Origin of the sequence: Nocardioides sp. Leaf374 (genome assembly GCF_916862475.1) — a bacterium.
Lineage (GTDB): Bacteria > Actinomycetota > Actinomycetes > Propionibacteriales > Nocardioidaceae > Nocardioides > Nocardioides kribbensis.
The window spans coordinates 1-18,384 of record NZ_CAKASO010000010.1 but is presented as its reverse complement, the minus strand read 5'-3'; the positions used below and the strand labels follow the sequence as shown (position 1 = coordinate 18,384).

Annotated in this window: 15 protein-coding genes; 10 read left to right on the top strand and 5 right to left on the bottom strand. The window is 74.7% G+C overall.

All coding sequences use genetic code 11. The features are described 5' to 3' along the window. Window positions 1–44 precede the first annotated feature (44 nt). Together edd and eda are read left to right on the top strand one after the other, a co-directional pair. Window positions 45–1,976, top strand: a complete 1,932-nt coding sequence (gene edd, locus LPA27_RS06830; protein WP_416383232.1) for a phosphogluconate dehydratase — start codon at window positions 45–47, stop codon at window positions 1,974–1,976. Beyond that, a complete protein-coding gene (eda, locus tag LPA27_RS06825; protein WP_228941960.1) occupies window positions 1,960–2,640 on the top strand; it encodes a bifunctional 4-hydroxy-2-oxoglutarate aldolase/2-dehydro-3-deoxy-phosphogluconate aldolase in 681 nt (226 codons plus the stop codon). Before edd ends, eda begins: the two co-directional genes overlap by 17 nt. On the opposite strand, the gene LPA27_RS06820 is transcribed toward eda, so the two are convergent. Next, window positions 2,597–3,505: a hypothetical protein gene (locus LPA27_RS06820; RefSeq protein WP_056865136.1), complete on the bottom strand. Its 909-nt coding sequence runs from the start codon at window positions 3,503–3,505 to the stop codon at window positions 2,597–2,599. The two genes, eda and LPA27_RS06820, sit on opposite strands and share 44 nt — an antisense overlap. Before the next feature lie 340 nt (window positions 3,506–3,845). Between LPA27_RS06820 and LPA27_RS06815 the strand changes: the two genes are divergently transcribed. From LPA27_RS06815 to LPA27_RS06805, 3 genes are all read left to right on the top strand, one after another. Continuing rightward, window positions 3,846–4,820, top strand: coding sequence for an SDR family NAD(P)-dependent oxidoreductase (locus LPA27_RS06815; protein WP_056905097.1), 975 nt, complete (start codon window positions 3,846–3,848; stop codon window positions 4,818–4,820). A gap of 119 nt (window positions 4,821–4,939) precedes the next feature. Then, window positions 4,940–5,422: a glutathione peroxidase gene (locus LPA27_RS06810; RefSeq protein WP_056865138.1), complete on the top strand. Its 483-nt coding sequence runs from the start codon at window positions 4,940–4,942 to the stop codon at window positions 5,420–5,422. Continuing rightward, window positions 5,419–5,898, top strand: coding sequence for a CoxG family protein (locus LPA27_RS06805; RefSeq protein ID WP_228941959.1), 480 nt, complete (start codon window positions 5,419–5,421; stop codon window positions 5,896–5,898). Before LPA27_RS06810 ends, LPA27_RS06805 begins: the two co-directional genes overlap by 4 nt. Window positions 5,899–5,996: 98 nt before the next feature. On the opposite strand, the gene LPA27_RS06800 is transcribed toward LPA27_RS06805, so the two are convergent. Beyond that, window positions 5,997–8,438, bottom strand: a complete 2,442-nt coding sequence (locus LPA27_RS06800; RefSeq protein ID WP_228941958.1) for an MMPL family transporter — start codon at window positions 8,436–8,438, stop codon at window positions 5,997–5,999. A gap of 86 nt (window positions 8,439–8,524) precedes the next feature. Continuing rightward, window positions 8,525–9,160: a TetR/AcrR family transcriptional regulator gene (locus tag LPA27_RS06795; RefSeq protein WP_228941957.1), complete on the bottom strand. Its 636-nt coding sequence runs from the start codon at window positions 9,158–9,160 to the stop codon at window positions 8,525–8,527. A 158-nt stretch (window positions 9,161–9,318) separates the two neighbouring features. Between LPA27_RS06795 and LPA27_RS06790 the strand changes: the two genes are divergently transcribed. Beyond that, a complete protein-coding gene (locus LPA27_RS06790; protein WP_228942015.1) occupies window positions 9,319–10,656 on the top strand; it encodes an NAD-dependent malic enzyme in 1,338 nt (445 codons plus the stop codon). A 52-nt stretch (window positions 10,657–10,708) separates the two neighbouring features. On the opposite strand, the gene LPA27_RS06785 is transcribed toward LPA27_RS06790, so the two are convergent. Then, window positions 10,709–11,560, bottom strand: a complete 852-nt coding sequence (locus LPA27_RS06785) for a hypothetical protein (protein WP_228941956.1) — start codon at window positions 11,558–11,560, stop codon at window positions 10,709–10,711. A gap of 144 nt (window positions 11,561–11,704) precedes the next feature. On the opposite strand from LPA27_RS06785, the gene LPA27_RS06780 reads away from it, so the two are divergent. Continuing rightward, window positions 11,705–12,814, top strand: a complete 1,110-nt coding sequence (locus LPA27_RS06780) for an alkaline phosphatase family protein (protein WP_267477188.1) — start codon at window positions 11,705–11,707, stop codon at window positions 12,812–12,814. A 24-nt stretch (window positions 12,815–12,838) separates the two neighbouring features. On the opposite strand, the gene ppgK is transcribed toward LPA27_RS06780, so the two are convergent. After that, entirely contained in the window at window positions 12,839–13,591 is a 753-nt protein-coding gene (gene ppgK, locus LPA27_RS06775; RefSeq protein ID WP_414855744.1) for a polyphosphate--glucose phosphotransferase, read from the bottom strand. 144 nt (window positions 13,592–13,735) lie between these two features. Between ppgK and LPA27_RS06770 the strand changes: the two genes are divergently transcribed. The 3 genes from LPA27_RS06770 to LPA27_RS06755 all read left to right on the top strand — a co-directional run bounded on the left by LPA27_RS06770 (window position 13,736) and on the right by LPA27_RS06755 (window position 18,007). Next, a complete protein-coding gene (locus LPA27_RS06770) occupies window positions 13,736–15,235 on the top strand; it encodes a fatty acid desaturase (protein WP_324251246.1) in 1,500 nt (499 codons plus the stop codon). 79 nt (window positions 15,236–15,314) lie between these two features. Next, window positions 15,315–16,028, top strand: coding sequence for a TetR/AcrR family transcriptional regulator (locus LPA27_RS06760; RefSeq protein ID WP_267477187.1), 714 nt, complete (start codon window positions 15,315–15,317; stop codon window positions 16,026–16,028). A 575-nt stretch (window positions 16,029–16,603) separates the two neighbouring features. Beyond that, window positions 16,604–18,007 (top strand): MFS transporter, encoded by a 1,404-nt coding sequence (locus LPA27_RS06755; protein WP_228941955.1) that lies wholly within the window; start codon window positions 16,604–16,606, stop codon window positions 18,005–18,007. Window positions 18,008–18,384: the final 377 nt, after the last annotated feature.

Genomic DNA, 18,384 nt, shown 5'->3' with positions numbered 1-18,384 from the left:
CCGAGACGCCCGCCCCCTCCGGGGCGCCCGTGCTGCCCGAGCGGCTGCACCCCGTGCTCGAGGAGGTGACGGAGAGGATCGTCGCCCGCAGCGCCGGCTCCCGCGCGGCCTACCTGGCCCGGATCGCCCGCGCCGCCGAGACCGGCCCCGCGCGGGGCCGGCTGGCCTGCGCCAACCTCGCCCACGGCTTCGCCGCCTCCGACCCGGCCGAGAAGGCTGAACTGCGCTCGGGGGTCAAGCCCAACCTGGCCGTCGTCACCAGCTACAACGACATGCTCTCGGCCCACCAGCCCTTCGAGACCTACCCGCGGCAGCTGAAGAAGGCCGTCATCGGCGCGGGCGGGCTGGCCCAGGTCGCCGGCGGCGTCCCCGCGATGTGCGACGGCGTGACCCAGGGCCGCGCCGGCATGCAGCTCTCCCTCTACAGCCGCGACGTCATCGCGATGTCGGCGGCGATCGCGCTCTCCCACGACATGTTCGACGGCGCCCTCATGCTCGGCGTCTGCGACAAGATCGTGCCCGGCCTGCTCATCGGTGCGCTGTCCTTCGGCCACCTGCCCACGGTCTTCGTGCCCGCCGGGCCGATGACCTCGGGGCTGCCCAACAAGGAGAAGGCCGCGGTGCGGCAGCGCTACGCCGAGGGCCTGGCCAGCCGCGAGGAGCTCCTCGAGGCCGAGTCGGCCTCCTACCACTCCCGCGGCACGTGCACCTTCTACGGCACCGCCAACTCCAACCAGCTGCTCATGGAGGTGCTCGGGCTGCACCTGCCCGGGTCGTCCTTCGTCAACCCGGGCACCGAGCTGCGCGAGGCGCTCACCGACGCCGCGGCCGCCCGCTCGGTGGCCCTGGCCCGCGGCAGCGCCGGGCTCGCCGGCCTGCCGCTGGGCGAGTGGTCGCAGCGCGCCGCCCAGCCCGACCGCGCGCCGGTCGGCGAGGTCGTCGACGAGAAGGCGATCGTCAACGCCTGCGTGGCCCTGCTGGCCAGCGGCGGGTCGACCAACCACACCATGCACCTCGTGGCCATGGCCCGCGCCGCCGGGATCGTGCTCACCTGGGCCGACCTCTCGGACCTCTCCGCGGTCGTGCCGTCGCTGTGCCGCATCTACCCCAACGGCTCCGCCGACGTGAACCACTTCCACGCCGCAGGCGGCATCGGCTTCCTCGTGCGCACCCTGCTCGAGGCCGGCCTGCTCCACGACGACGTGCAGACCGTCGCGGGGCCCGGCCTGTCGCGCTACACCCGCGAGCCGCGCCTGGTCGAGGGTCCCGAGGGCCCCGAGGGCCGCAGCAGCCTGGAGTGGGTGGAGGGCACGCCCGCCAGCCTCGACACCGACGTGCTGCGCCCCGCCAGCGACCCCTTCGCCCCCGACGGCGGCCTGCGGGTGCTCGGCGGGCCGCTGGGCTCCGCGGTCATCAAGACCTCCGCGGTGAAGCCCGAGCACCGCGTGGTCACCGCGCCCGCCGTCGTCTTCGACGACCAGGCCGACTTCCTGGCCGCCTTCGCCGCGCACGAGCTCGACGACCGCGACTTCGTGGCCGTCATCCGCTACCAGGGCCCCGCCGCCAACGGCATGCCCGAGCTGCACAAGCTCACCCCGGCCCTCGGGGTGCTCCAGGACCGCGGCCACGCGGTCGCCATCGTCACCGACGGCCGCATGTCGGGCGCCTCGGGCAAGGTGCCCGCCGCGATCCACGTCACCCCCGAGGCCGCCCTCGGCGGTGCGCTCGCGCGGGTGCGCGACGGCGACGTCGTCACCGTCGACGCCGAGCGGGGCCTGCTCGGCCTCGCCGACGCCGAGACGGTCCTGGCCCGCCCCGCCACCGGCTCCGCGCCCCAGGGCGAGGACTGGGCCGGCACCGGCCGCGAGCTCTTCTCCGCCTTCCGCGCCACGGTCGGCCCCGCCGACGCGGGCGCCTCGGTGTTCCCGGCGTACGACGCCCCTCAGCAGGAGGTCCCCCTTGCCCAGCACGTCTGACACCCGCTCCTCGACCGGCTCGCCGCTCGCCGCCCCGGCGCCGCTGGCCTCGCTGCTCGACCTCGTGCCGGTCGTGCCGGTCGTGGTCGTCGACGAGCTCGACACCGCCGTGCCGATCGCCCGGGCGCTGGTCGAGGGCGGCCTGCCCGTCATCGAGCTCACCCTGCGCACCCCGGTGGCGCTCGACGCCATCCGCGCGATCGCCGCCGAGGTGCCCGAGATCGTGCTCGGCGCCGGCACCGTGGTGACGCCGGCCCAGGCCCGTGAGGCGCAGGACGCCGGCGCGCAGTTCCTCGTCTCGCCCGGCGCGACGCCGGCGCTGCTCGAGGCGATGCTCGCCACCGGGCTGCCCTTCCTGCCCGGCACGGCCACCGTCTCGGAGGTGCTGGCCGTGCTCGAGGCCGGGCTGAGCGAGATGAAGTTCTTCCCCGCCGAGGCCTCCGGGGGAGCGCCCTTCCTCCGGGCGATCTCCTCGCCGATGCCCGCCGCCCGCTTCTGCCCCACGGGCGGCATCACCGCGGCGAGCGCGGCGTCCTACCTCGCCCTGCCCAACGTCGGCTGCGTCGGCGGCTCCTGGCTCACCCCGGCCGACGCCGTGAGGGCCGGCGACTGGGCCCGGGTCACGCAGCTGGCTCGCGCCGCCGCCGACCTCCGAGGCGCCTGAGCAGCAGCAGCACGACCAGCACCGCCGGTCCGGCCACGACGACCAGCAGCGCGAGCCGCTCGAGGTCGGCCACGAGCACGTCGTACATCGCGGCGAGCAGGTTGCGGTCGGCCGTCGGGGCGCGGTCGAGCAGCAGCGTGCGCGCCGCGCCCAGGCCGAGCCACACCACGACCGCCGCGAGGGCCGCGCCGACGAGCAGGATGCCGGCGGTGACCATGCGCCGGGCACTGACGAGCAGGGCCACGGCGGCGAGCAGCAGCACCGCCACCGGCAGGCCGAGGCCCGCGGCGTCGACGACCTGGTAGCCCGCACGGGCCTGGTCGAGCTCGCCGCTCGAGGCCACCGAGAAGGCCGCGTCGAGCCCGGAGGCGTCGACGGTCACCGGCAGGCCCTGCTCGCTCAGCGAGTCGAGCACCGCCTGCAGCAGCGGGCCCAGGTCGACGCTCACCTCGGCGCCGCTGTCGGAGCGCAGCGCGCGCAGCAGCTGGGTGTGCGTGGCCCGCATCGCCTCCTCCCACGCCGGGGGGAAGACGTCGCTGGAGACCACCCGCACCACCACCTGGCGCACCGCCTCGCGCAGCGCCTGCTCGGTGCGCGCGCCCGCCCCGCCGAGGTCGGCTCCGAGGATGTCCTCCAGGGCGCGCTCGGCCCCGCCGACATCGACCGTGCCGACCGCGAGGTCCTCCAGGCGCACCGCCACCGCGTTGACCACGTCGGGGTCGGTGGCCAGCGGCCCGACCGTCTCGACCCAGCGGTCCTCGTCGTTGACGACCGCGGAGGACCACGCCGAGGTCAGCGCCAGCGGCATGAGGAGCACGGCCACGACGGCGATCAGGTGGGCGAGGGCGGAGCGGACCCGGTTCATGGGCGCGATCGTCCCACGGCCCCGCGTCGGCGCCCGCGTCGGAGCCGGGGCGCGGTGGGGCGGCGTGGTGGGGTGGCGCGGCGCCGGGTGCGGACGTCATGCGGAGGGTGGATGCGCATCCTCGGAACGCATGACGTCCGATGTCGGGCGTCCGACGGCGGGTGGCGGGTGGCGGGTGTGGGGCGTGGTGGGGCGGCGTGGTGGGGTGGCGTGGCGCCGGGTGCGGACGTCATGCGGAGGGTGGATGCGCATCCTCGGATCGCATGACGTCCGATGTCGGGCCTCGCGACGCATGACGTCCGACGTCGGGCAGCGGGGGCGGTCTGGCTAGGTTGGGGCCATGAGTCTGACCCGGGTCCTCGACGCCGCGCTCGACCGCTCGGTGGTGCTGGGCTACACCAAGGTGGGCTCCTCGCTGCGCCGCCGCTGGTGGCCCGCCGACCCCGAGCCGGGGTCGATGACGGGGCGCCGCGTGCTGGTCACCGGGGCCACCTCGGGCATCGGCGAGGCGATGGCGGGCTCCTTCGCCGCGCTCGGCGCCACGGTCCACGTGCTGGGGCGCAACCCCGCCAAGACCGCCGACTCCGCGCGGCGCCTGCGGCTGGCCCACCCGACGGCCGAGGTCGTCGAGGAGCTGTGCGACCTCAGCGACCTCGACGCGGTGCGCGCCTGGGCCACCGACCTCACCTCCCGCGTGCCCTCCCTCGACGGGCTGGTGCACAACGCCGGCGTCATGACGACCGACCGGGAGGAGAGCGCGCAGGGCCACGAGATGTCGCTGGCCGCGCACGTGCTCGGCCCGCACCTCGCCACCGACCTGCTCGCCCCGCTCCTCGCGGCCGCCGACGGCTCGTCGGTGGTGTGGATGAGCTCGGGCGGCATGTACGGCGCACGCCTGCGCGCCGAGGACGACGATGCCATCGAGTACCGCACCGGCCGCTTCAGCGGCGTCCAGGCCTACGCGCGCACCAAGCGGATGCAGGTCGTGCTGGCCGACGCCTGGGCGCGCCGGCTCAGCGCCGACGACGTGCGGGTGGAGAGCATGCACCCCGGCTGGGTGGAGACGGCCGGCTTCGCCGAGAGCCTGCCGGGCTTCAACCGGCTCACCGGTCCGCTGCTGCGCGACGCCGAGGACGGCGCCGACACCGCGGTCTGGCTCGTCGCGACCCGACCGGAGTCGCGCCCGGGCCACTTCTGGCACGACCGCGCCCAGCGCCCCACCACCTACGGCTGGCAGCGCTCCGACGACCCCGCGCTGGTGGCGCGCCTGCTCGCCTACGTCGCGTCGGCGACCGGCACGCCCGTCCTCGACTGACGCACCCCGACGCACCCCGACCCGCACCCCGACCCGCACCCCGACCCGCACCCCGACCCGCACCCCGACCCGCCCGCCGGGCCGCCACGGCGGCTGGTCCGCGCTGGCAGACTGTCGGTATGACGACCCTCCAGGACTTCTCCGCGCGCAGCATCGACGGCCACGACGTCGACCTCTCGACGTACCAGGGCCAGGTGGTGCTGGTGGTCAATACGGCCTCGCAGTGCGGCTTCACCCCCCAGTACCAGGGCCTGCAGCAGCTCCAGGACAGCTACGCCGGCCAGGGCTTCGCCGTGCTGGGCTTCCCCTGCGACCAGTTCGGCAACCAGGAGCCCGGCGACGACGCGGAGATCGCCGGCTTCTGCGAGCGCAACTTCGGCGTCAGCTTCCCGCTCTTCTCCAAGATCGAGGTCAACGGCGACGGCGCCCACCCGCTCTTCCAGTGGCTCAAGGACGAGAAGTCGGGGCTGCTGGGCGGCAAGATCAAGTGGAACTTCACCAAGTTCCTCATCGGCAAGGACGGCCAGGTGCTCGGCCGCTACTCCCCGACCACCAAGCCGGAGAAGATCGCCAAGGACATCGAGAAGGCGCTCGCCCGGTGACGGTCTTCACCGCGAGGACCTCCGCCGAGGCCGTCGTGGCGGCGCCGCGCCAGGCGATCTGGGACGCGCTGACCGACCCCGACACGCTCGCCTCGCTCACGCCCTTCCTCAAGCGGATCACGCCCGAGGGCGACTCGCACTGGCGCTGGGAGATGACCGGCCTCGACGTGCTGCCTATCGAGGTCGCGCCGGTCTTCACCGAGAAGATGGAGTTCGTCGAGCTCGAGCGCATCGACTTCCACCACGACCCGCCCGCCGGTCGCACCGAGCGGACCGCGGTCACGGGGTGGTACGTCCTGAAGGAGGTCGAGGGGGGCACCCACCTGGCCACCAGCCTCGAGATCGCCCTCGACCTGCCGCTGCCCAAGCTCTCCTCCAAGGTCGTCACCTCCGCGATGCGCGGCGTCATCGACCAGATGGGCGACCGCTTCTCGCGCAACCTGCTCGACCACCTCGGGATCGACCCGAAGGCCTGACACCCGCGCTGCCGCGCCGGACCGCGGGAGGCGGGCACGCGCACGGGCCCCGGTGACCAGCAGGTCACCGGGGCCCGTCGTACGCCGGGGCGCTGCGGTCAGGAGCGGGTGCGCTCCTCCTCGGAGCGGTCCGCGGCGAGGTGGCCGCGGGCCGCGTGGGCGCCGCCGTGGTGGGCGGCGTCCTCGGTGTCGGCGACGGCGCCCGCGTGGGCCCCGCCGGCCGCGACGCCGGCCGGGCGGCCGAGCTTCTCGCCCTCGACGTCGACGTCGGGCAGTATGCGGTCGAGCCAGCGCGGCAGCCACCAGGCCTTCTCACCGAGCAGGTAGAGCAGGGCGGGCACGAGCACCATGCGCACGACGAAGGCGTCGAAGACGATGGCGATGGCCAGCGCGAAGCCCATGGACTTGATGATCGGGTCGTCCTCGAGCATGAAGCCGGCGAAGACGGCGGTCATGATCGTGGCGGCGGCGGTCACGACGCGGGCGCTGTTGCGGAAGCCGTCGACCACGGCCTCGCGAGTCGTCATGCCGTGCACGTGCGCCTCGCGCATGCGGGTCACCAGGAAGACCTGGTAGTCCATCGCCAGGCCGAAGACCACCCCGATGAGGAAGATCGGGATGAAGCTGACGATCGGCTGGCCCTCGAAGATGCCGAAGGCGCCCTCCTGGAAGATCGCGACGGTGGCGCCCAGGGTGGCCAGCACCGAGAGCAGGAAGCCCAGCGTGGCGGTGAGCGGCACGAGGATCGAGCGGAAGACGATCATCAGCAGGATGAAGGCCAGCCCGATCACGATGACCAGGTAGATCGGCAGGGCGTCGGCCAGCCGGTCGGAGACGTCGGTGGTGATGGCGGTCAGGCCGGTGACGCCGGTGGTGGTGCCGGTGGAGGCCTCGATGTCGGACTGCCCGTCGCGCAGGGCGGTGAGCAGGTCCTGGGTGTCGGGGTCGTCGGGGCCGGAGGCCGGGGTGATCTGCACGAGCGCGCCGGTGGGCGCCGACGCCGGGTCGGCGGGGTCGGCCGTCGGGTCGGCGTTGGTCGCGACGATCTGGGCGTTGACCACGTCGTCCTGGCCCGCGGCCCAGGCCGCGACCTCGCCGAAGGCGGCGTTGCGGTCGGCGGCGGCCACGTCGCGCGCGTCGACCACGACGAGCAGCGGTCCCTCGCGGCCGGCGCCGAAGGCCTCGGCCATCAGGTCGGAGGCCTGGCGCTGGGTGGTGTCGGTGGAGGCCGTGGAGTCGGTGGGGAAGGCCAGGCGCAGGTCCTTGAGCGGGATCGCCAGGGCGCCCAGGGCGACCACGACGAGCAGCACGAAGGCGACGGGGCGCTTGCCGAGCACGCGCGCCCAGCGCACGCCGTTGTTGAGCAGGCGCCCGTCGGCCTCGCGCTTCGGGGCGTAGCGGCGCACGCGGCCGCCGAAGGACTTCGACTTGAGCATGCCGAGCACGGCGGGGAGCAGGGTCAGCGCGATGAGCACGGCGATGAAGACCGTGGCGGCGGCGGCGACGCCCATGGCGGTGAGGAACGGGATCCGCACGACCGAGAGCGCCGAGAGCGCGATGAGCACGGTCAGGCCGGCGAAGACCACCGCGGACCCCGCGGTGCCGACGGCGCGGCCGGCGGCCTCCTGCCGGTCGTCGGTGTGCTCGAGCTCGGTGCGGTAGCGGGCGAGGATGAAGAGCGTGTAGTCGATGCCGACGGCCAGGCCGATCATCACCGCGAGCACGGGGGTGAAGGAGCTGACGTCGACCAGGGCGGTGGCGGCGGTGATGCCGAGGCTGCCGATGGCCACGCCCACGAGGGCGATGAGGATGGGCAGGCCCGCGGCCACGAGCGAGCCGAAGGTCAGCAGCAGCACGACCAGGGCGATGCCGACGCCGATCAGCTCGGCGGTGCCGCCCGGGGCGGTCTGGGTCTGCGAGCCGGCGCCGTTGGCCTCGACCACCAGGCCGCCGTCACGGGCGTCGTCCATGACCGACGTGAGGTCGTCGATGGTGGTGGGCTCGACGTCGGCGACGGTGTCGACGTCCCAGGCGAAGGTGATGAGTCCGACGCGGCCGTCGGAGGACAGCGGCGAGACGGCGGCGGCGTCGGCGCGCGCGGCGTCGACGTCGCCCCCGGACTGGCGCGCCTGCTGCACCAGCTGCTGCTCCTGGCCGGCGGCCACCTGCACCGGGTTGCCGAGGCCGGGGTTGGTGGCCTGCGGGTCCTCGGGCAGCTGCGGCAGCCCCGACAGCGCGGCGACGAGGTCGTCCACGGCGCCCGACCACTGCGGGTCGCTGAGGCTCTCGCCCTCCGGCGCGGCGATGACCACGGTCACGTTGGCCTGGTCGAAGGCGTCGGTGGCGCCGGGGAAGAGCTCGGCCTGCAGGTCGGCGGCCTGCTCCGAGGGGATCCCGGGGATCGAGAAGGAGTCGGAGGTGGGCTTGGCGAAGCCGGCCGCCAGCGCGCCGATGGCGAGCAGCACGGCGACCCAGCCGGCGATGAAGAGCGGCCAGCGGCGGAAGGCCGTCGTGCCGAGGCGGTGGAGCAGGGTGGCCATCGAGGTCTCCTGGTCGGGGTGGGGAAGGGACGAGCGGGTCAGGGGTACGCCGCAGGGGCGGGGACGCCGGCGGGCCGGCGCCGTGGTCAGGCGAGGAGCGCCCGCGCGGTCGCGAGGTGGTCGCTGAAGACGTCGGCCAGGGGCCGGTCGGGCACGTCGGGCGCGCCGTCCCCGTCGGTCCCGCCGGCGCCAGGGCCCTCGGCGGAGGGGTCGAGCACGAGGGAGGAGTCGAAGACCGCGACCAGCAGTCGCATCAGCAGCCGGGCCCGCGCCCGGCCGAAGTCGGCGCCCTCGCGGGCCAGGATGTGCTCGACGAGGGCCTCGGAGAAGGCCTCGAAGCGCTCGTGGGCGGTGACGATCAGCCGCGGGTTGGCGAAGAAGACCCGCTGGCTCAGCTCGAGCTGCTCGCGGCTGAGGCCCTCGTCGGTGAAGATCACGCGGGCCAGCTCGCCGAGGTCGTCGACCAGGTCGCCGTGGGGCCCGCCGGCCTCGAAGGTGGCCAGCGCCGAGGCGGAGAGCACCGGCATGTTGCCGAGCACGGCGTCGAGCTTGCTCGGGAAGTAGTTGAAGAGGGTGCGGCGCGAGACCTCGGCGGCCTCGGCGAGGTCGTCCATGGTGAAGCCGTCGAGCCCGTGCGCCTCGGTCAGCTGCTGGGCGCAGTGGTTGATGTGGTGCTCGGTGCGTCGACGCTTCGACGCCCGCGGCGTTGCACTCTCCAACATGGAGTGCATTCTTGCACTATCTCCCAAGAAGTGCAGAAAGGTGACGGCGGTCACTTCTGGTCGTTGCGGCCGCAGGTGACTTGCTGGTAACCCCGTGCCGGGTCGACAGTGACCCCGTGACCTCCCGTGCCGCCACCACGTCGTCGTACTCGATCACCATGCGCCTGCACACGGCGCCCGACCACGGGGTGGTCGGAGCGGTCGCCACCGCGATCGCCCAGGCCGGCGGCATCGTCATGGCCGTCGACGTCGCCGAGTCGAGCCACGAGCGCCTGGTCGTCGACGTGACCTGCTCCGCGGGCGACGCCGACCACGCCAAGCTGCTCGAGCAGGCCGTCGACGCCGTCGACGGCGTCACGGTGCACAAGACCAGCGACCGCACCTTCCTGCTGCACATCGGCGGCAAGATCGAGGTCCGCTCGAAGGTCCCGATGCGCAACCGCGACGACCTCTCCATGGCCTACACCCCCGGGGTGGGCCGGGTCAGCATGGCCATCGCCGAGCACCCCGAGGACGTCTGGCGTCTGACCACCAAGGGCAACACCGTCGCCGTGGTCACCGACGGCTCGGCCGTGCTGGGTCTCGGCAACATCGGCCCCGGCGCCGCCATGCCGGTGATGGAGGGCAAGGCGGCGCTCTTCAAGCGCTTCGCCGACATCGACGCCTGGCCCATCTGCCTCGACACCCAGGACACCGACGAGATCGTGCGCGCGGTCGAGATGATCGCCCCCGGCTTCGGTGGCATCAACCTCGAGGACATCGCCGCCCCCCGCTGCTTCGAGATCGAGCGCCGCCTGCGCGCCAGCCTCGACATCCCCGTCTTCCACGACGACCAGCACGGCACCGCCATCGTCGTGCTCGCCGCCCTCACCAACGCGCTGCGCGTGGTGAAGAAGCAGCTCGCCGACGTGCGCATCGTCGTCTCGGGCGCCGGCGCCGCCGGCACGGCGATCGTCACGCTGCTGCTCGCCGCGGGCGCCGTCGACGTGGTCGTGTGGGACCGCGAGGGCTGCCTGTCGCGCGACGACGAGTCGCTGCCGCCGGCCAAGCACGAGCTGGCCCAGGTCACCAACCCGCGCCTGGTGCGCGGCGACCTGCACGACGGGCTCACCGGCGCCGACGTCTTCATCGGCGTCAGCGGCCCCAACCTGCTCGACCCGCTGTGGATCAAGGACATGGCCGACGACGCCGTCGTCTTCGCCCTGGCCAACCCCGACCCCGAGGTCGACCCCGCCGAGGCGGAGAAGTACGCCGCCGTCGTCGCCTCCGGCCGCTCCGACTACCCCAACCAGATCAACAACGTGCTGGCCTTCCCCGGGGTGTTCCGCGGCCTGCTCGACGCCCGCGCCTCCGACGTCACCCTCGACATGCTGCTGCGCGCCGCCGAGGCCATCGCGCTCGTGGTCAAGGACGAGGAGCTCAACCCCAACTTCATCATCCCCACCGTCTTCCACCCCGACGTGCCCAAGGCCGTCGCCGACGCGATCCGCGGCTGACCCCACGGCCGGCCCCACGGCCGGCCCGTGGCTGGCCCCGCGGCCGGGCGCCTCAGTCGGGGCGCACGGCCAGCTCGTCGACGGGGCGGATCTCCACGACCTCCTCGAAGGCGGCCTCCACCGCGGTGGTCGAGCCGCTCTCGACGGTGACGGCGTAGGGGTAGCCCTGCAGCATGAGCGTGCGTGAGCTGCGCCGGTCGCCGGCCTCGTCGAGCCAGACCCAGGCGGCGTCCTGGCCGTCGTAGCCCGGCACCTCGGTGCGGTTCTCCCGGCCGTGGCGCTGGTCGAAGAAGCGCAGGGCGGCGCGCTGGCCGGTCAGCTCGTTGTAGGTGACCACGACCGGGAGGTCGTCGACCACCACGTCGCACTGCCACATGGTGGGGCGGTTGAACTGCGGGTTGCGGAGCAGGAAGTCGCGGCAGGTCTGCTCGTCGGGGCGGAACGACGGGAACACCCACTCCAGGCCCTCGACGCCGGTGGGCAGCTCGCACCCGGCGTCGGTGACCCGGCCGTCCCAGCAGGTCTCGGTGGCGGCGGCGAGGGCCTCGTCGCGCTCGCCGGAGACCGCCCGCTGCGCGACCAGTCCGGCGGCGACCAGCAGCACGACGAGCGGCACCACCACCGAGACCACGCCCCAGGCGCCCGTGGGGGAGGCCGCCAGCGGGGGCGGCTCGCCGACGAGCGGGTCCTCGCCGACGAGCGGGTCCTCGCCGTCGGGGGCGGACCCGTCGCCCGCCACGCCGTGCCCGTCGGCCTCCGACCCGCCGGCGGTGCTCGCGGTGCCGGCGGGCGGGCGGACGGTGCCGGGGCGGGGCGTGCCGCAGTTGAGGCAGTACCGCGAGGCGCCGAGCTCCTCGCCGCAGGTGGCGCACTCGGCGCCCGGCTGCGCCTGGGTCTCCGGCATCGGGCCTCCTGTCGTCTGCGCGCCATTGTGACCGACGGCCCTGGCGCACGTCCGCAGAAGGTGCAGGTCGACCGGGGCCCGGTGCTCGCTGCGTCTGCTCCGTCCCGGGGACCCGGGCGCCCGAGCGGGCGTAGGGTCGCCGGCATGACGCCCCGGCCCACCGCGCCGTCCCCCTCCGCCGCACCCCCCTCGGGTCGGCGTCGCAGCACGGCCGCGGCGCTCGCGGCGGCGCTCGCGGTCGGGGCCCTCGCGTCCTGCGCCACCGGCGGCGCGCCCGACCGCGAGCGCGCCACGGCCCGTGTCGTCGCGGCCGGCACGGCCCCGACCTCCGCCAGCACGGCCCCGGTGGCGGGTGACGACGCCGCCCGGGTGCTCGCGGTCTCCCTCGACGGCTTCAACGTCACCGCCCTCGACCGGCTCGGTCGCGACCGGACGCCGGTGCTGCACCGGCTGCTGCGCGAGGGCGCGGCCACCACCCACGCCCGCACCGAGCGGGAGCTGACCGACACCCTGCCCAACCACACCGGCATGCTCACCGGGCTGAGGGTCGACGCCGACCGCGGCGGCCACGGCGTGACGTGGAACGTCGAGCGCCCCGGCACGACCGTGCAGGAGGCGGCCGGGCGCCCGGTCGGCTCGGTCCTCAGCGCCGCCCACGACGCGGGCCTCACCACGGCGCTCTTCGCGGGCAAGGCGAAGTTCCGCCTGTTCGACGACTCCTGGCCCGGCGCGGTCGACACCTTCGTGCTCGACGAGCGGCCGCGCTCGCTCGTGGCGCGGGCGGCGGCCGACCTCGCCGAGACCGACCGCGACCTGACCTTCGTCCACGTCGCCCTGCCCGACCTGGTGGGCCACGCGGAGGGCTTCATGGGTCCGGCCTACCTCGACGCGGTGGCGCGCACCGACCGTCTCGTCGGGCGGCTCCTCGCCGCGATGGCCGAGGACCCCGAGGACGCCGCCGAGGTGAGGGTCGTGCTCACCGCCGACCACGGCGGTCGCGGCCCGGGGCACTCCGACCCCACGAGGTTCGTCGACTACCGGGTGCCGTTCCTGGTGTGGGGCCCCGGCGTCGCCGCGGGCGACCTCTACGCGCTCAACCCGGACTACCGCGACCCCGGCCGCAGCCGTCCGTCGTACGACGGGGAGCAGCCGGTGCGCAACGGCGACCTGGCCAACGTCGCCCTCGACCTGCTGGGTCTGCCGGCGCTGGCCGACAGCCTCCTCGACGCCGACCAGGACCTCGACTGGGAGTGACCCGGCACCGCACGCGCGGGTCGCTCAGCGGGGGAGGGAGGCCCACCAGGCCGCGCCGACGACGCCGGCGCGGTTGCGCAGCCGGGCCGGGACGATCTCGGTGTCGAGGTCGAGCAGCGGCAGGAACTCCTCCGAGCGCTTGCTGATGCCGCCGCCGACGACGATGAGCTCGGGGGAGAAGAGCCTCTCCAGCGTGCGGTAGTAGCGGGTCAGGCGCTTCGCCCACTGCTCCATGCTGAGGTCCTCGGCCTCGCGCACGCTGTTGGCCGCGCGCGACTCGGCGTCGTGGCCGTCGACCTCGAGGTGGCCGAGCTCGGCGTTGGGCACGAGCACGCCGTCGTGGACCAGCGCGGAGCCGATGCCGGTGCCGAGGGTGGTCACGATGACCAGGCCGCTGCGGTCGCGGGCGGCGCCGTACCTCACCTCGGCCAGGCCGGCGGCGTCGGCGTCGTTGACCACGTGCACCTCGCGACCGGTGGCCGCGGTGAAGAGGGCGTCGGCGTCGGTGCCGATCCAGGAGTCGTGGATGTTGGCGGCCGAGCCGACCACGCCGCGCCGCACCACCCCGGGCACGGTGACCCCGATCGGGGCGTCGGAGGGCTCGAACCGGGCGAGCAGGTCGACGAAGACGGCGGCGACGGCCTCGGGGGTGGCGGGCTGGGGGGTCTTGATCCGCACGCGCTCGGCGGCGAACTCCCCGAGCGCGGTGTCGACGGGGGCGCCCTTGATGCCCGTGCCGCCGAAGTCGATGCCGAAGGGGTGCTGGTCGTGGCTCACCGGGCTCATTGTGCCGGGCACGGCCTCCCGAGCGCCGACGGACCCCGCCGGCTTTACATCACAGACCCCCTTGTCAAGCGGCTTGACAATCCCTATGGTTCTGTCAACCCGATGTCGTGATCGGGGTCACCCCTGGAGGACGCGATGCCCACGAACCCCCGCACGAGCCCGCCCGCACCCGGCACCCCCGAGTCGATCCCGCACAGCACGGTGTCGGCCGCGTCGACCGAGCAGTGGAAGGACGGCAAGCGCTACCTGTGGCTGATCGGCCTCGTCGTGCCGTCGCTGGCCTTCGTCGCGCTCGGCGGGTGGGCGGCGACCGGGTGGGGCGTGTGGCTGTGGATCGGCCCGATCATCGTGCTCGGACTCGTGCCGGCGATCGACCTCGTCGCCGGGCTCGACCGCACCAACCCGCCCGACGACGCGATCGAGGCGCTGGAGAAGGACCGCTACTACCGCTGGATCACCTACCTCTTCCTGCCCATCCAGTACCTCGGGTTCGTGGCGGCCTTCTACGTCATCGCCCGCGGCGCCCCCTTCGGCCTCGGCGAGCTCGGCACGGTCGGCGAGGTCGGCCTGGCGATCACCATCGGCACGATCGGCGGCATCGGCATCAACACCGCCCACGAGCTCGGGCACAAGCGCGAGGAGAACGAGCGCTGGCTCTCCAAGGTCGCGCTGGCCCAGAGCTTCTACGGCCACTTCTACATCGAGCACAACCGCGGCCACCACGTGCGCGTCGCGACCCCGGAGGACCCCGCCTCCTCGCGGCTCGGGGAGAGCTTCTACGCCTTCTGGCCGCGCACCGTCTCCGGCGGCGTGCGCAGCGCCTGGAGCCTGGAGCGCAAGCGCTACGCCCGCAAGCAGCAGCACCCCTTCCGGCCCGGCAACGACGTGCTGAACGCCTGGGTGATGTCGCTGGTGCTGTGGGGCGCCCTCGTCGCGTGGCTCGGGTGGTCGATCCTGCCCCTGCTCGTGCTCCAGGCCGTCGTCGGCTTCTCGCTGCTCGAGGTCGTCAACTACATGGAGCACTACGGCATGCTGCGCCAGAAGGTCGGCGCCCGGCAGCGCTACGAGCGCGTCGACCCCTCGCACTCGTGGAACTCCAACAACATCGCCACCAACGTGCTGCTCTACCACCTGCAGCGCCACAGCGACCACCACGCCAACCCGACGCGGCGCTACCAGACCCTGCGCGACTTCGAGGAGAGCCCGGTGCTGCCGACGGGCTACGCCGGGATGATCGTGCTCGCCCTCGTGCCGCCGCTCTTCCGCCGGGTCATGGACCCCCGCGTCCTGGCCCACTTCGACGGCGACGTCACCCGCGCCAACGTGCACCCCTCGAAGCGCGAGCGCTACCTGGCCCGCTACCCCTCCGCCGCCGCCCGCGCCGAGCAGGCGGCCACCGCGGCGGCGCTCACCGGCGGGGCGGTCGACGCGATGCCCGGCGCGGTCGCCGAGGAGGTGCTGGCCGCCCGCTGCCCCGGCTGCGGCCACACCTACGAGGTCGAGAAGGGCAACGAGCTGGAGGGCTTCGCCGCCGGCACGGCCTGGGCCGACATCCCCGACGACTGGTGCTGCCCCGACTGCGGCGTGCGCGAGAAGGTCGACTTCGTGCCGCTGTCCACCGCCGAGGCGGCCTGAGCCTCCCCGCCGGCGCGCCCGCCTCCGCCGACCCGGTCCCCCCGGTCGGGTCGGTCGGGGCGGGTGCGCCGGTCGGGACGTGCTGGTCGTCCGGCTGGTCGGGCTGGTCGGGCTGGTCGGGCTGGTCGGGTCGGTCCGGGAGCCCCTGGTGGACCTTCCTAGACTGACCGGCATGGAGTCCTCGGGCGCGCGGGTGGGGTCGGCGGGCGACGCGGGCCCGGTGCGGCGTACGGCGGGCAGCACGCGCGACCGCGTGGTCGAGGCCGCGGTCGAGCTCACCGCGGAGGTGGGCTGGTCGCGGGTCACCATGGCCCGGCTGGCCGACCGGGTGGGCGTGAGCCGGCAGACGGTCTACAACGAGGTCGGCACCAAGCCGGGCCTCGCCGAGGCGATGATCCTGCGCGAGCTCGAGCACTTCCTCGCGCTGGTGTCCTCCGCCTTCGACGACCACCCCGACGACCTGGTGGCCGCGATCCACGACTCGGCGCTGCTGGTGCTGCGCAACGCCCACGGCAACCCCCTGCTGCACGCGGTCGTCTCGGCCACCCACGGCGCCGACACCGAGCTGCTGCCGCTGCTCACCACCCACGCCGAGTCGCTGCTCGCCGTGGCCAAGACCGTGGTCGGCGAGCGGCTGCCGCCCTACGGCCTCGACCTGCCCGGCGAGCGCCTCGACGCCGCGATCGACATGGTCGTGCGGCTCGTGCTGAGCCACGTCATGCAGCCCACCGCGACCCCCGAGGCCTCCGCCGACGCCATCGCCTGGGTCTCCGCCCGGGTGCTGCGGCCCTAGCCGGACCGGGCGGGCGCGGGCCGCAGGGTCGGGCGGTGCGGCCGGGGCGGGACGTCATGCGTGGGGTGGATGCGCATCCACGGTGCGCATGACGTCCGACCCGCGGTGCGGCGGGCCGGGCGGGGCGTCATGCGTGGGGTGGATGCGCACGCACGGTCCGCATGACGTCTGCGGGGCTGGGGCTGGGGCGGGGGTGGCGCCGGCGGGGTCTGCCCGCGGTGCGGCCCGGGCGGGACGTCATGCGCAGGGTGGATGCGCATCCTCGATCCGCATGACGTCCGCGCACCGGCGGGTCGCGGGCGGGCGGGGTCAGGCGGTGCGGCCCGGGCGGGACGTCATGCGCAGGGTGGATGCGCATCCTCGGTCCGTATGACGTCCGGGGTGCTGGGGCGGGGGTGGCGCGGGCGGGTGGTCGCCCTGCGGTACGGCGGGCTGGGCGGGACGTCATGCGCAGGGTGGATGCGCATCCACGGTCCGCATGACGTCGGCGCACCGGTGGTCCGCGCAACGGTGGTCCGCGCCCCGGCGGGTCGCACGCGGGGGTGACCCGGGGGCGCAGCCCCTACGGTGGGCCCATGACCGTCGAGCCCGCCGCGGGAGGCGTCGCGCGCACCAGCCCCGCCGGTCGCCGCGTGGTCGCGGCGGCGGTGCTCGGCTCGGGCCTGACGATGCTCGACGGCACCGTGGTCAACGTGGCGCTGCGCTCCATCGGGGAGGACCTCGACGCCAGCCTGGCCCAGCTGCAGTGGGTCACCAACGGCTACCTGCTCGCCCTGGCCAGCCTGATCCTGCTCGGCGGTTCGCTCGGTGACCGGCTGGGGCGGCGCCGCGTCTTCGTGGCCGGCACGGTGGGCTTCGCGCTGGCCAGCCTGCTGTGCGGCCTGGCGCCGACCCCCGAGGTGCTGGTCGCCGCCCGCGTCGCCCAGGGCGTCGCCGCGGCCGCGCTCGCCCCCGGCAGCCTGGCCATGATCCAGGGCGCGGTGCGCCCCGCCGACCGCGCGGCCGCCATCGGCACCTGGACCGGTCTCGGCGCGATCGCCGCCGCGGCCGGGCCCTTCGTCGGCGGTCTGCTGGTCGACCACGCCTCGTGGCGGTGGGTGTTCCTGGTCAACCTCCCGCTCGCCGCGGCCACCGTGTGGCTAGCCCGCGGCGTGCCCGAGACCCGCGACCCCCACGCCGCCCCGCGACTCGACTGGGCCGGGGCGGCCCTGGCCACGCTGGGGCTGGCGGGCGCGACGTACGCGCTGATCGAGTGGGGCCGGCCGCTGGCGCCCGTGGCGGCGGCGGTCGGGGTGGCGGGGCTGGTCGCCTTCGTCGTGGTCGAGCGGCGCGAGCGCTGGCCGATGCTCGAGCCCGGGCTCTTCGCCGACCGCACCTTCGCCGCGGCCAACGCGATGACGCTGCTCGTCTACGGCGCGCTGGGCGCCATGACCTTCTTCCTCACCCTGCAGCTGCAGGTCGTCGGCGGCTACACCGCGCTGCAGGCCGGCCTCGCGAGCCTGCCGCTCACCGTGTGCATGCTGCTGCTGGCCTCCCGCGGCGGGGCCCTCGGCGCCCGCACCGGGCCACGGCTGCCTCTCAGCCTCGGCCCGCTCGTGATGGCCGCGGGCGTGCTGCTGCTGCTCGGCGCGGGGGAGCGGCCCTACGTCGTCGGTGTGCTGCCCGGCATCACCGTCTTCGGCCTCGGCCTCGCGCTGCTCGTCGCCCCGCTGACCGCCACCGTGCTGGCGGCCGCCCCCGACGAGCACGCGGGCGTCGCCAGCGGCGTCTCCAACGCCGTGGCCCGCGCCGGCACGCTGCTCGCCGTGGCCGCGCTGCCGAGGGCGGTGGGCCTCGGCGGGGAGGAGTACGCCGACCCCGCCCTCCTCGACCCCGCCTTCGGCCGGGCCATGCTGGCCTGCGCCGGGCTGCTCGTCGCCGGCGGCGTGCTGTCGTGGCTCACCGTGCGCGCCGACGTGCTCCGCGCCCCGGTGCGCTGACCCGGTGCGCCGACCCGGTGCGCTGGTGGCGCTTGGCGCCGCTGCCTCTTACTGACCGTTGCGACCACTACCTGACCGTCAGGACGCCCGCCCAGAGGGTGCAACGGTCAGTAAGAGCGTCGGTCGGACCGCTCGCAGGCGGGTGGACGGGTCCGGGGCGCGAGCCCGCCGACGGCCGCGCGGGCGGCCCCCGTCCGGTCGGGCCGCGGCGACGAACACCCGTCGACGCGCACGACTTCCGGGGAGCGTGCCCGCCGTCACAGCGCGCCGCCTACGCTGGACCAGGGGAGGGATCGACGTGTCGACACCTACCGCACCACCGCGCTCGACTTCCTCGCCGCGCTTGCCCACGACGAGAACCACGACGTGGCCACCTC

Excerpts from the sequence above, each read along its gene's own strand:
- LPA27_RS06795 (WP_228941957.1), bottom strand. The coding sequence starts at position 9,160 with ATGTTGGAGAGTGCAACGCCGCGGGCGTCGAAGCGTCGACGCACCGAG.
- LPA27_RS06820 (WP_056865136.1), bottom strand. The coding sequence starts at position 3,505 with ATGAACCGGGTCCGCTCCGCCCTCGCCCACCTGATCGCCGTCGTGGCC.
- LPA27_RS06785 (WP_228941956.1), bottom strand. The coding sequence starts at position 11,560 with ATGCCGGAGACCCAGGCGCAGCCGGGCGCCGAGTGCGCCACCTGCGGC.
- LPA27_RS06780 (WP_267477188.1), top strand. The coding sequence starts at position 11,705 with ATGACGCCCCGGCCCACCGCGCCGTCCCCCTCCGCCGCACCCCCCTCG.
- LPA27_RS06790 (WP_228942015.1), top strand. The coding sequence starts at position 9,319 with ATGCGCCTGCACACGGCGCCCGACCACGGGGTGGTCGGAGCGGTCGCC.
- LPA27_RS06770 (WP_324251246.1), top strand. The coding sequence starts at position 13,736 with ATGCCCACGAACCCCCGCACGAGCCCGCCCGCACCCGGCACCCCCGAG.
- LPA27_RS06800 (WP_228941958.1), bottom strand. The coding sequence starts at position 8,438 with ATGGCCACCCTGCTCCACCGCCTCGGCACGACGGCCTTCCGCCGCTGG.
- LPA27_RS06810 (WP_056865138.1), top strand. The coding sequence starts at position 4,940 with ATGACGACCCTCCAGGACTTCTCCGCGCGCAGCATCGACGGCCACGAC.
- LPA27_RS06815 (WP_056905097.1), top strand. The coding sequence starts at position 3,846 with ATGAGTCTGACCCGGGTCCTCGACGCCGCGCTCGACCGCTCGGTGGTG.
- LPA27_RS06755 (WP_228941955.1), top strand. The coding sequence starts at position 16,604 with ATGACCGTCGAGCCCGCCGCGGGAGGCGTCGCGCGCACCAGCCCCGCC.